The 12,977-nt window shown below is 59.9% G+C and carries 10 protein-coding genes; 5 read left to right on the top strand and 5 right to left on the bottom strand.

From position 1 onward, the window contains the following. Positions 1 to 25 precede the first annotated feature (25 nt). Both JN12_RS00290 and JN12_RS00295 read left to right on the top strand, forming a co-directional pair. A complete protein-coding gene (locus JN12_RS00290; RefSeq protein WP_145016916.1) occupies positions 26 to 1,099 on the top strand; it encodes a DUF294 nucleotidyltransferase-like domain-containing protein in 1,074 nt (357 codons plus the stop codon). 54 nt (positions 1,100 to 1,153) lie between these two features. Then, on the top strand, positions 1,154 to 1,972 hold the full coding sequence (locus JN12_RS00295) for a sugar phosphate isomerase/epimerase family protein (protein ID WP_145016918.1): 819 nt from the start codon (positions 1,154 to 1,156) through the stop codon (positions 1,970 to 1,972). On the opposite strand, the gene JN12_RS00300 is transcribed toward JN12_RS00295, so the two are convergent. Next, entirely contained in the window at positions 1,954 to 2,409 is a 456-nt protein-coding gene (locus JN12_RS00300) for a universal stress protein (RefSeq protein ID WP_145016920.1), read from the bottom strand. The two genes, JN12_RS00295 and JN12_RS00300, sit on opposite strands and share 19 nt — an antisense overlap. 334 nt (positions 2,410 to 2,743) lie before the next feature. On the opposite strand from JN12_RS00300, the gene JN12_RS00305 reads away from it, so the two are divergent. Further along, positions 2,744 to 3,526, top strand: a complete 783-nt coding sequence (locus JN12_RS00305; RefSeq protein ID WP_145016922.1) for an IclR family transcriptional regulator — start codon at positions 2,744 to 2,746, stop codon at positions 3,524 to 3,526. Positions 3,527 to 3,599: 73 nt separating this feature from the next. Here the strand turns inward: JN12_RS00305 and coaE are convergent, their stop codons facing one another. The 3 genes from coaE to JN12_RS00320 are packed head-to-tail and all read right to left on the bottom strand — an operon-like array spanning position 3,600 to position 7,038. Then, a complete protein-coding gene (gene coaE / locus JN12_RS00310; protein ID WP_145016924.1) occupies positions 3,600 to 4,208 on the bottom strand; it encodes a dephospho-CoA kinase in 609 nt (202 codons plus the stop codon). A 43-nt stretch (positions 4,209 to 4,251) separates the two neighbouring features. After that, on the bottom strand, positions 4,252 to 5,871 hold the full coding sequence (locus JN12_RS00315) for a DUF342 domain-containing protein (RefSeq protein ID WP_246125672.1): 1,620 nt from the start codon (positions 5,869 to 5,871) through the stop codon (positions 4,252 to 4,254). A gap of 33 nt (positions 5,872 to 5,904) precedes the next feature. Then, positions 5,905 to 7,038: an aminopeptidase gene (locus JN12_RS00320; RefSeq protein WP_145016926.1), complete on the bottom strand. Its 1,134-nt coding sequence runs from the start codon at positions 7,036 to 7,038 to the stop codon at positions 5,905 to 5,907. A gap of 233 nt (positions 7,039 to 7,271) precedes the next feature. Here JN12_RS00320 and JN12_RS00325 point away from each other — a divergent pair, with 233 nt between their 5' ends. Together JN12_RS00325 and JN12_RS00330 are read left to right on the top strand one after the other, a co-directional pair. Next, entirely contained in the window at positions 7,272 to 9,290 is a 2,019-nt protein-coding gene (locus JN12_RS00325; RefSeq protein ID WP_145016928.1) for an FAD-dependent oxidoreductase, read from the top strand. Between the two features lie 48 nt (positions 9,291 to 9,338). Further along, the gene (locus tag JN12_RS00330) at positions 9,339 to 11,792 is read left to right on the top strand and encodes a molybdopterin-dependent oxidoreductase (protein ID WP_145016930.1); all 2,454 of its coding nucleotides are present in this window, start codon (positions 9,339 to 9,341) and stop codon (positions 11,790 to 11,792) included. 75 nt (positions 11,793 to 11,867) lie between these two features. Here JN12_RS00330 and mltG read toward each other — a convergent pair whose 3' ends face one another. Beyond that, positions 11,868 to 12,968, bottom strand: coding sequence for an endolytic transglycosylase MltG (mltG, locus tag JN12_RS00335; RefSeq protein ID WP_246125674.1), 1,101 nt, complete (start codon positions 12,966 to 12,968; stop codon positions 11,868 to 11,870). Positions 12,969 to 12,977 lie beyond the last annotated feature (9 nt).

The raw sequence follows: 12,977 nt of genomic DNA on the forward strand, positions 1-12,977 counted from the left end.
TGTGATGCACAGCAGATGAGGTTGTATGCCCGGCAGTGAACAAGACATCATCACTCCTCTCAAGCTTTATCATGAGATAGAGGTGGCCCCGTCCATCGAGGTCCTGAGGGAGCTCGGCATCAAGATGCTCGATACGGTCAGGTGCATCATCACGGTGCCCGTAGACGAGAAGAGCATTGTGCGGATGATCGCCCGGGTCAACAGCGCCATCACCCGGCGTCTCATCGCCCTCATGGAAACGGTCGAGGGGATCAGCCTCCCCGAGGGGGTCGCATACCTGGCCCTCGGCAGCGAAGGACGGGGAGAGCAGACCCTGCGCACCGACCAGGACAGCGCCATCGTCTATCCCGACGACCTCTCTGCGAAAAAACTCCTTGAAGTCAACCGCTTCGCCGCCCGCCTCGTCGAGGCACTCGAGGCAATCGGCGTCCCCCGTTGTCCGGGCAACGTCATGGCCAGTAATCCCCAGTGGTGCCACAGTGTCGGCGCATGGAAACGGCTGCTCGAAGAGTGGATAACCGTCCCCACCCACGAAAACATCCTGGACTTCTGCCTCTTTCAGGATCTCAGCTCCTTGCACGGCGATGAGAGCCTCTGCACGGAGTTGCGCGACCATATCCGGACCACTGTCCGGCTGCCGCCGTTCTTCTTCCCGAATCTGGCCTGCCATGCAACGCGCTTCCCGTCACCGCTCACCTTTTTCAAGCGGATCCGGGTCGAGCGCGGCGGAGAACACCGGGGGCTGGTGGACATAAAGAAATCCGGCATCTTCGCCATTACCGTCGGGGCCAGCCTCATGGCACTCGAAGCCGGCGTTGTCGGCGGGAATACCTGGGACAAGCTTTCGCTCCTCGGGCAGCGGAAAATAGTCACTAGCGGCGATCTCAAAAAAATCGAGGCGGCGTTCTCATATCTGGTCCGACTGCGCATCCGGTCGCAACTGCGGGAACTTGCCGCCGACAAGATCCCCACGAACTATGTCGACCCCCAATGCATGACCAGGGCGGAGCGGGAACGATTCAGGGCCGCGCTCAAAGGGATCGACTGCTTTCTGCGGATAGTCCGCAACCGCTATCATCTCGATTACATCTCCGGCTGATGGCTGGAAGTGATGGCGGGGTGTTGTTGCAGCTGACACGGGAGAAGTAGCTTCATGCAGATCTCCATTTCAACAGGGACGCTCTTCGTCTTTCCGCTCCGGAAAAACTTCGAGATGGCCGGGAAGGCCGGATTCGACGGACTGGAGCTGATCATTAACCAGGACTTCGAGCGGATCAATGTCCGGGAACTGTTGCGGGACCTGTCCGGCATCATGCCGATTCTCTCGATACATGCACCCTTCATGCCCCTGTTCGGCTGGGGGAACCAGATCGACTCCCTGAAGAGGGCCGTGGAGATTGCCGCCGAAGCAGGGGTGTCACTGGTCAACTTCCACCCCCCTTCCTGGCTCGGCATGGAGTTCGGTTTCTGGCGCTGGCTCTATCGGATCAACGATTTTCAGAAAGAGGTCGGGCAGGGGGTGGTAACTCTCACCCTGGAGAACATGCCGTGGGGAGGAAAACACAAGATCAACCCGCACATCCTCTCCAATACCCAGAAGATGGTCGAGTTCATCACGGAACGAAACCTCTACATGACCTTCGACACCACCCATATGGGGTCGGGCAAGGCCAACTTCATCAACGACTTCTACCTCTACCACAACTCGGGCAGGATCAGGAACATCCATTTTTCAGACTACGGCTACGGCCGCGAACACCTGATCCCGGGTCGCGGCATACTGCCCCTCACCCGCTTCCTGAACCACCTGAGCAGCATCGACTACCACCACACCCTGACCTTGGAGCTCTCACCCCATGAGTTCTCCCGTGACGAGGATCTGATCATGGAAAGCCTGACAGAGATCCTCGGATATCTCCGCAAGGAGACCGCACCGGTTGCGGCGGTCTCCCATCAGCCACGCACCACATAGACCGAGCATCTGGCATTTTTCACCACCGAGTGGGAGACGCTCCCCAGCACTTTACGCTTCAGAAAACCCTTGCCGGTACTCCCGATAACGATGACGTCGATCTCTTCCTTTTCGGCAAAGGCGAGCAGTTCATCGGCCGGATTGCCGTAAGCGACCATGATCTCCAACGCCACATTCGTTTCCGCAGCGTTCTTCTCGATCACGTAGAAGATCCGCTCCTTGAGCTCCTGCCATGTATCGGTCTCGGTAATGGGGGGCGCCGGAACGAAGTCGGTAAACGTATTACGGGGGGCATTGGGAAGCACCAGTAAGGCATAGACGGTACTTTTGAGAGGCCCCGGATTGCAGGCAGCCATCCGCACAGCCTCTTCCGCAGCCTTGTCGGAAAGAGGTGAGCCATCAATGGCCACCAGGATTTTCTTGCGCAGGTGTAACATGGTTTCCCTCCAGGCGATTCAGATCATTATGCCAAAGAATACTACGAATCAACTAGCAAGCAGCCATCGAACCATCCAACGAGATAAAATTGTATTACAATTCTTGACAACCATAAAACAATATTCTATATTTTAGAAAATATTTTTTAATGTAAATAACACTACCAGAAACAATATAAAATAGATTAATCTACAGCCGTTACCGGGAACATTATCACCGCTTCAGAGCAAAAAATTTAATTTTTCATCAATCGAAATAAATTTGCCCTTGACTTGTGCATAATCCTGATACTATAGAAATATGTTTGGAAAAATATAAAACAAGGACCATCTTATGGCTAAGAAAGAAAAATCAGAATACATCATCCAGGCCGTCGACCATGCCCTTGATCTTTTGGAGCAATTTCACGATGAAGTGGACGAATTGGGGGTCACCGAACTCTCCAAGCGGCTCAAGCTCCACAAGAACAACGTCTTCAGACTGCTCGCCACCCTGGAGTCTCGCGGCTACATCGAACAGAACCGGGTGACCGAGAACTACCGTCTGGGACTCAAGACCCTCGAACTGGGGCAGACCTTCATCAAGCAGATGGGGCTTCTTCGCCAGTCCAGGCCGATTCTGGAAGCGCTGGTACGGGAGTGCAACGAAACCACCTACGTCTCCATTCTCAAGGAATTCCACATCGTGTATCTGGACGTAGTGGAGACCGACCTGACAGTTCGGGTCGTGCCGCGGGTCGGTTCACGGCTTCCGGCTTACTGCACCGCTGCAGGCAAGGTACAGCTGGCCTACATGACCGAGGAAGAGCTGGACAATTTCCTGCCGACCAAAGAGCTCAAACGCTATACCCCGAGCACCATCTCCGGCCGGGACGAACTGAAGGTTGACCTGAAAAAGGTGGCCGAACTGGGCTATGCCATCGACAACGAAGAACTGGATATCGGGGTCCGTTGTGTTGCAGCCCCGATTCGTGACTACACCCGTCGTATCATTGGTGCAGTGAGCATTTCGGGACCGTCCATGCGTTTCACCGAGGAGCGGATGGAAAACGAACTGATTCCCATGGTCAAGAGGGCAGGCGAAGACATCTCAGCCAAACTGGGGTACCACAAATAAGGGACCAGGACCAGTAGAACCAGGAACAGAAGCGCACAACAGCATTAGACAAAGGCCCCGACACGGGGCCTTTTCAGTTTTTCTCCGGTCCCTGAATCTCCCGTTCCCATATCGCCAGCACCTGCCGCTCCAGCTCTTCCGGGGTCCCCCTGTTGTCAATGACCAGCCTGCCACGGGCGGCCTTCTCCTCCATGGGCATCTGGCTTTCAATCCGCTGCAGCGCTTCCTGTCGGCTGATCCCGTCCCGCTTGCAGAGACGGGACGCCTGGGTCTCACGGTCAACATACACCACCCAGATCTCGTCAACCCGGCCGGTCACCCCGGCCTCGATCAGGAGCGGAGCCATATAGATCACCACCGTCTCTCCGTCATGCCGATACCGGGCAAGCAGCTCGTCGGCACGTGCGCCGATGGCCGGATGGGTGATCGCTTCCAGGCGGCGCCGGGCCGCCGGGTCACTGAAGACAATTGAGCCGAGCCTTGCCCGGTCCAGTGCCCCATCCGGGCCGACCACCTCGACACCAAATGCCGCGACAATCGCATTAAAGGCCGGAGCACCGGGCTCCACCACCTCCCGGGCCAGACGATCGGCATCGATCACCGGCACACCGAAGCGCTCCAGGACCCTGGCCGCCGTACTCTTACCCGAAGCGATTCCGCCGGTCAGACCGATTACCCGCATTGTGTCACCGCTGCCTCTGCTCCCGCCACCACACCGCTCCTCATCAATAGACTACGCTCTGCTCTTCCTCACTCCAACGAAACTTCACCCCGCCTGCCAGGTCCTCTTCAACGATATGATTGTGGTTGCTGATCGTCATCTTCACGGCAGCGTACACATTTCTTGCCACCTCGATGCGGGCGGTGGGAATCGGCTCCAGCCGTTTCTGCAACCGCTTTTTCTGACCGACCAACTCAATCAGCTCCGTCTGCTTGCCGTGATAGGCCCGCTCCTTGAGGCGAATCAGCTCTGGAGTGCCTTTTTCGGGATGCTCGCGCAGATAGTTCAGGTATTTCTCGAACTCCTGCACTTCCCGCTCTTTGGCCTCCATGCTGGCAAGCACAGCGGTCAGCTTTTCATTCACGAACGGATCGACACCAACCTCTATCCGCGTGCCGACACCTGCCGGCGACCCCAGTGTGACGGCCTGCACCAGAACGGCTGCCCGACAGGCACCACCGATGATGTGACCGTGCCGGCTTTCCGCATTGCCGACCACCACCTGCCCGCCGGCAGTCAGCTCGCTCTGCATGGCAAAGTCGTTGACGGTTATGTCCTCGCCGGCAGTAATGACGGCATTTTCAACAAAATTAACGCTGGCCGAACCACCGGCATGGATACGGGCCGCTTCCGGTGCAATCTCGCCCTTCGACGTCCGAACCTCCCCCTGGCCGATCACTCCCCCCTTAACCTCGATATTGCCACCAGCCTCCAGTATAGCGCCTTCCACAACCCCACCGACAACAATGTCACCCGAGGCATGCACCACCATCCCTTCTCTGACATCCGCATCGATGGTGATACTCCCTTCAAAGCGGACATTTCCGGTGGAAAGATCGACGGTTTTAAAGGAGATCGTTGGTTCGACCATGACGCCGTTGGCCAGCAGTACCGGCTGACCGGCAATGGCGGCCACCAGCAGATCGGGATCATCAGCAGACTGCACGGTCCCCTGCAGGGTGGATGAAAACGGCAGGTCATTGCCCGGCGTTGCCGGTATACCTTCACCACATACGTTTTCTCCGGGCTCACCCGGCGTTGCAGGAACCCGCCGCATCAACGGCGTCCCCACCGTAACGCTGATAATATCACCCATATCACGGTAGTCGACCACACCTCCATCATCCTCTAAGTGGGGCTGGCGCTCCTTCACCTCCTGGACCAGACTGACGAACTGGATATCTGCCCCCCTCACCGGTTGGCGACCACACGCGACTACGGTGCCGGAACAGTTCCCCGTTACCACTGCCTGCATTATTTCGTGCTCAAGGATACCGGTTACCACGCCGCACTCATGTAGTTTCTGGAGGACCTGCTCCCGAGTTACCGCAGCCCCTCCCTGGGGAGGAGTGATCGACAGCAATGCCGACATCTTGTCCCCGGTCAACGTAATCGCACAGGCACCGTCGCGCCGCTCACCGACCTCCAGGGAAAACTCGGCTTGTTCGCCGTTGCACCGCCTGATCAACTCCGCCACTGCTGCCGGCTGCAGGGCATAGGCGGCATACCCTTCATTGGCAAGCGCCTGCCGGAACGCTACGTCATTGAGCGGCGCCGTCAGGTCGGAAGGTCGACAGATAGCCAGCAGCTTGGCACCTTGCAGTTGAAACGTCATGAAGGACATAGTTATTACTCCCGAATCGTCGTCAGTTCGCGATCATCGCACCAGCAGAGTTCCTTTGGCTATAAGAAGCTCTTGTGTGCCGTTCGCATCCACTGCAGTCACTGTCGGTTTGTAGAAGACATAATCCTCATGAAACGGGGTGCTGATCCGGCCGCCGAAACCGGCATTGTCCCCCAAGGCAATATGAATTGTACCGAGAATCTTCTCTGCTTCAAGGATGTTGTCGGGTCTGCTCGCCCGGTCGTTGGTACCTATCCCCAGTTCCGCAATATTCCTGTTCAGCCGGCTTTCCGCGAACTTCCGTTCGAGAATCTCCCGATGCGGCTCGTCTCCCCGGATATCCACGACCTCACCATTCTCAACAATCAGTGTCAAGGGTGTGACAAGCTTTCGCGTCGGGGCATATTCGAGCACCATGGTTCCGCTCGCCGTCCCTTCCAGAGGAGCCAGATACACCTCCCCAGCAGGAAGATTGCCAAAACTCCCCGGCATGGTCAGGAGCCCATCGTCCCCCTTGGCTATCCGCCCTTGCTTGCCAAAACGCATCTGCGTACCGTTGGAAGTGGTTACCAGGAGTTCCACCGCCCGGTTGACCGCCTCCCCCAGCAGCCGAGTTCGTTCTGCCAGGGCCAACCAGTCGACCTGCATGGAGGTGAAGAACATTGCCGGATCGAAATGGGGAAGGCTGGCGTAGCGCGTGCCAGCCGCATTGGCCAGGGCTCGAAACCTGGTATGGCTGGTGGAGTTGTTAGCCAGAGCCACAACCACCTCGGCTACAGCTTCCCGGCCGGCAACGACCATCTCCCTCGCCGCAGCCAGGTCGTCCGTAGATGCCTCCTTGGCGATGAGCCGCTTCAGCAGTCCCGCAGCAGCCAACGAATCCACGATGGCGTCTCCGAACACGGCGCGCCAGAGGTGTTCCGGTGGTTCCGCCCCTGAACCGCTCGTGGCCGGGAACTGTTCGAAGCACGTATCCCCGTATGTTGCCGCGGCAAACCGACTGGCGCCCCCGGCAGCGGCAAAGAGACGCTCGCGCCGCTCCCGGTCATCGGGCGAAGGATGTTCGTCATCACGGATGGTGTCGCTGAAGACCACTATCCTCTCACCCGGGCGCACCCCCATATTGACAGTAAACAGCGAACCAAACGCCTCCTCAAAATCGGTCATAGCCAACACCTTCCGACGAGCAAAGTCACAGCCAAAGCTTGCCCATTGATATACCAGAGCAGCCCTCCCGTGGCAATCGCATCCGCCTACCAATTTCTGATTTTTCCCTTGATTGCCCGAACCGGTTGTGCTAATACTTGCATACTGTATACACACACAATAAGCATATTTGCTCAATAAATGCAGACAGTTATCTGCCTTTTACCAGCATAAAGTTCAGAGCGGGGGCTGACGTGGCACAGGTAGTCTTTTCCAGCTGGGGCCGAACAATTATCGATAACCGCAGCGGCGGCGAAGCAAAGGATGCAACCTTCCGTCTGCCAACGACCTACGATGGCGACCAGCCTCTGGCAGGGTTCATGGGGTGGGACGGCATCATCCTGTTCGACCGGGATGTGGACGTGCCGGCCATGGCTGCCGAGTACATGCGACGCGTACAGACCCTGTACTGTTGCGGCAAGTGCACCCCGGGCAAAAAGGGGACCAAGGTCCTGGCCGACCTCCTGACCGCAGTCGAAGAAGGAAGGGCCAAGGAGACCGACCTGGCAACGGTGCCGGACCTGGCGGAACTCCTGAAAAACTGCAAGTGCACCCTGTGCCAGAGTTCGACCGTGCCGGTGCTGGACGCGGTAACCCATTTCCGCGACGACTTCCTCGCCCGCATCAAAGGGGAAAAGAGCCGCGGCAAGGGGTTCCGCTACATCGAGAAGTACACGGCCCCCTGTCAGGATAAATGTCCCGCCCACATCGACATTCCGACCTACATCGAGGCGCTCAAGGAGTACCGGTTCGACGAATCCCTGGCAGTGATCCGGGACAACATGCCGCTGCCGTCGGTATGCGGCCGGGTCTGCCCGCACCCATGTGAAACCGCCTGCCGGCGCAAGAATGTGGACGAACCGATCAGCATCATGGTCCTGAAGCGGACCGCTTCGGATTATGAGTGGCAGCACAAGGCCGCTCCGCCGATGCAGCCGAAGGCACGGAAGAACAAGACCGTGGCCGTGGTCGGCGCCGGTCCCGCCGGCCTGGCAGCAGCCTATTATCTGGCCATGGAAGGGTATCCGGTCACGATCTACGAAACCCTCCCCGAAGGGTTCGGCGGCGGCATGATCGCGGTCGGCATTCCACCCTACCGGATGCCGCGCCACATCCTGCAGCGGGACATCGACATCATCGCCGCCCTGGGTGTGGAGATCGTCTACAACACCCGTGTCGGCAAGGACATCTCCCTGGCCGAGCTGAAGCAGAAATTCGACGCCGTCTTCCTCGCCCCGGGCGCCCACCGTTCCAAGCCGATGGGTGTTGAGGGTGAAGACAAGGGATACAAGGGATTCCTCAAAGGGGGGATCGACTTCCTCCGCGAAGCCTACATGGGCAAACCGACCGGCATGGGCAAGAAGGTCGTCGTAGTCGGCGGCGGCAACACGGCCATCGACTGTGTCCGGGTGGCATTGCGGGAAGGGGCCGAGGCATCGTACCTGGTCTATCGCCGCTCCCGCAAGGAGATGCCGGCGGACGTCTGGGAAGTGGATGGCGCCGACGAAGAAGGGGTGCAGTTCGAATTCCAGGTACTCCCTACCAGGGTTATTGCCGACGAAAGTGGACAGATCACCGGCGTCGAGTGTGTCCGGATGGCCCTGGGCGAGCCCGATGCCTCGGGGCGCCGCCGGCCGGAGCCGATGGCCGGCAGCGAATTCGTCATCGAGTGCGACACGGTCATCCCGGCCATCGGCCAGGACCCCGACCTCTCCTTCATCCCGGCCGACTGCGGCATCGACATCACCAAGTGGAATACGGTGATCACCAAGTATGTCCCGCTCAAGGGGGCTGACGGCAAGCCGCTGAAGGACGGCATGGGAAACGACCTTTCCCGGACCCTCATCACCGACATGGACGGCGTCTTTGCCGGCGGCGACGCGGAAATAGGCCCTCTGACGGTCGTGGCCTGCATCGGCAGCGGCCACCGGGCCGCCAAGGTCATTCAGCGCTGGCTCGACGAAGGCAAGGTCTACCTCACCGATGACGAGCGGATGGAAGACATCCTCATGTATCTTGGGGTCTACGACAAGAACGAGCAGGTCCCCTGGCTTGCCACCGGACACCGCGCCCACCAGGCAGAGGTCCACGGCAAGGAGCGGGCCAGCTACAAGAACTACTGCGAGGTGGAACTCGGCTTCAGCGACAGCCAGGCGGTCAAGGAGGCGGAGCGCTGCCTCCGCTGCTACAGAGTGGCAATGGCGGCCATCTGATCCGTACTGGAATCAACCCGGTTTCCGAATTTTTTGAGGTGTGTACATATGGTCAGCTTGACGATTGACGGCAGTACGGTATCGGTCCCGGAAGGGACAACCATCCTTGAGGCGGCCCGCCGGATAGGCATCAGCATCCCGACCCTCTGCTGGCTGGAAAAGGTCTCCCCCACCGGTGCCTGCCGCATCTGCGCCGTCGAGATCGAGGGGATCGACCGCCCCATGACCGCCTGCAACACCCCTGTCAAGGAAGGGATCTCTGTCACCACCCAGTCCCCGCGCATCAGCGCCATCCGCAAGAAGGTCACGGAACTCCTCCTGGTCAACCACCCCCTTGACTGCCCGGTCTGCGACGCGGGCGGCGAGTGCGACCTGCAGGACACCTGCTACGCCCAGGAAGTGGCACAACAGGAATACTCTGCCGTCCTGGAGCGGCGCCCGATCCGGTACGACTGGCAGCTCTTGGAGAGCGATCCGAACCGCTGCATCCTCTGCGAGAAGTGCGTCAAGGTCGACCACGAGATCGTCGGCTGCGACGCCATCTCCGTGGTGAACAAGGGCGAAGCCACCGTCATCGATACCCACGACGGCCAGCCCCTGAACTGCGAGTTCTGCGGCAACTGCATTGCCGCCTGCCCCACCGGCACCCTGATCAGCAAGCCGTTCAAGTTCAAGGGGCGGCCCTGGACCTTCAGTGTCACCAAGAGCGTCTGCCCCTTCTGTTCCACCGGCTGCCAGATCGAATACCACAGCAAGGACGGCCGGGTGGAGCGAACCACCAGCGACGACGCCACCTATAACCAGGGGAACCTCTGCATCAACGGCCGGTTCGGCTACAGCTACTTAAGCAGCACCACGCGCCTCACCGCCCCCCTGATCGGTCAGAAGCCGGCCAGTTGGGACCAGGCAATAAAGGCTGCTGCTGACGGGCTCAAGGCGGTCATTGCCGCTGCCGGTCCCCGGGCCGTGGCCGGCATCGCCTCGCCGCGGGTTACGAATGAGGAAAACTTCCTCTTCAGGAAACTGGTCACCGAGGCCATCGGCTCTCCCAACCTCGATTCCGAGGCTCGTCTCGGCTTTGCCCCGGCCCTTGCCATCCTCAACAAACAGCTGGGGCTGACGAGCGCCAGCGCCACCATAGACCGGATCGACAATGCCGATGCCATCCTGGTGCTCGGCTCCGACCTGAATGCCGAATCCACCGGCATGGAGTACCGGGTCATCAAGGCCGCCACCAAGAACGACGCCAAGCTGGTCCTGGCCAACATGCGGGCAGTGAAGCTGAAGAAGTTTGCCAACAGCCATCTGCAGTACCGCCCCGGGGGCGAAGTGGCACTGGTGAACGGCCTGACAAAGGCGCTGCTGGATGCCGGCTGCACCACAACAGCCGCCAATCCGGACGCCCTGCAGGCCGCTCTTGCGGCGAGCTCCCTTGCTGATCTGGCTGCTGCTGCCGGCGTCACCGAGGCGGCACTCAAAGAGGCAGCCCAGCTCCTCGCCAACAAGCAACGGCCGGCCGTCATCTTCGGCGCCGACATCCTCCGCAGTTCCCGGGCAGAAGCAGCCGTCACCGCCGTCGCCAACCTGGCGCTTCTCTTGGGGGCACTGGGCAAAGAGGCCGGCGGACTGTTCCCGGTGGACGAAAAGAACAACACCCTCGGGCTGCTGGATGCCGGCATCGCACCGGGTAACGGCGGCAAGGACCTCAGCGGGATCATCGAGGGGATCGAAAACGGTTCCATCAAGGCGCTCTACCTGCTCGGCACCAACCCCCTCGTTGCCTTTCCGGAAAACGGCCGGCTCAGGAAGGCCCTGGAGAAGCTGCAACTCCTCATCGTGCAGGATATCGCCGAGACCGAAACCACCAGGCTCGGCCACGTGGTCTTCGCCGCTTCGGCAGCCGCCGAGAAGATCGGCACCTTCACCACGCCCGACGGGCGGGTTCAGTCCCTGCAAAAGGCTGCCAATCCCCCGGGCCAGGCGCGCCAGGACCTGACGATCATCGGCGACCTGATCAACGCCCTGACCGGTGAAGCACCGACCATCTCGCCGGACCAGCTCCTGGCAGGGATCAAGGCGGCCAATCCCCTGTACAGCGGCTCGTGCTGTAGCACCGTTCGCCAGGCCTATTCCGTCCCGGCCGCCCTCGGCTTTGCGCCGGTATCGGCACCGGCGCAGCCGGCTACCGGCGGACTGACTCTGCTGGTCGGCCCCCTCCTGCAGCACAGCGGCACCGCCACCACGGCCTCGGCCAACAACCTGCTTGTCGCCGGCAGAGGCTTCATTGAAATCCACGGCGACGACGCTGCCGGGCTCGGCATCACCGACGGCGCTGCCGTCACCGTGACCGCCGGCACCGGTTCCCTGACCGGTCCGGCAAAGGTTTCCGACAGGCTCCAGCCAGGACTGGTTTTCGCCCCGTATCATTTCCCGGAGCTGAACGCAAACGCGCTCCTGACAGGCTCGGCCAACACGGTAACGGTGACCGTCAGCAAAGCCTGAAGCAAACGTTTTCGACGCAAAAAATCCCGACAGGACATGCCCTGTCGGGATTTTTTCGTTCCTGCACTATGGAGGCTATCGCCGTCTACCTGCAATATTCGGATTGTCGTTGCGGATCTCGGCAACCGGCTGCTTACCCTTCAAATACCTGCTGACCGCCCGGTTGTGCTCCTCAAGCGTGGTGGAAAACTGGTGGGTGCCGTCGTTCCTGGCCACGAAGTAGAGATAGGGAGAGGTGGCCGGCTGCAGAACCGCTTTGATCGCCGATGCGCTGGGGTTGCCGATCGGACCCGGCGGCAGTCCCTTGATGAGATAGGTATTGTACGGGTTCTCCCGCTGAATGTCGGCCTTCCGTACCTTACCGGCAAAGGCCCGCACCCCGTAGACCGCCGTCGGATCGCTCTGCAGCGGCATCCCTTTACGAAGGCGGTTCAGAAAGACCGAAGCGATCAGCGGCTGTTCACCGGCCACGACCGCCTCCTTCTCCACCACGGAGGCAAGGATCACTATCTGGTGACGGGTCAGCCCGGCCGGAACCGGCGCCTTGAACAGCATCTCACCGACACTTTTCCTGAACGCACCCACCATGGCCCGGATGGTTGCCGCCTCGTCCATTCCCGGACGAATGCCGTAGGTGCTCGGGTAAAGATACCCTTCCACGCTCTTTCCCGGCAGCTTCAACTCTGTCAGGAGCTTGCCGTCGGAACAGGCAGCCAGGAAGCGCTCCCTGGTGAACAGCTTCCGCCCCTCCAGAAGTTCGGCCACCTGGTAGATGGAATACCCCTCGGGCAAAGCGAACCGCTGCTCGTACACCTCGCCACGGGCCATCTCCCTGATGATCTCTGCCGGCGACAACCCATCGGTGAAACGGTAGGTGCCGGCCTGCAAACGGCTGGCGTCACCGCCGAGCCGGGCATACAGAACGAACAGCCGCTGGCTGCGGATGACCCTCTTTTTCTCCAGGTCCTCGGCAAACCGTTTCAGAGAGCCCCCTTTGGCAAAATCGGCCAGGACGACCTTTTCGCCCCTGCCAGGCGGGGTAAGGAGGAAGAGTGAGCCAATAACGGTACCAACCACCAGCAGAGTGGTGGCACTGGCCAGGGCGATCCTTTGCTGGCGGAGAAGGCGTGTCAGTTTTGCTAGAAGGTCAGCGGCCATATCCTTGGGGTGGTGCAAAGAGAATGT

This window comes from Geobacter argillaceus, assembly GCF_007830735.1.
GTDB classification, from domain to species: domain Bacteria; phylum Desulfobacterota; class Desulfuromonadia; order Geobacterales; family DSM-12255; genus Geomobilibacter; species Geomobilibacter argillaceus.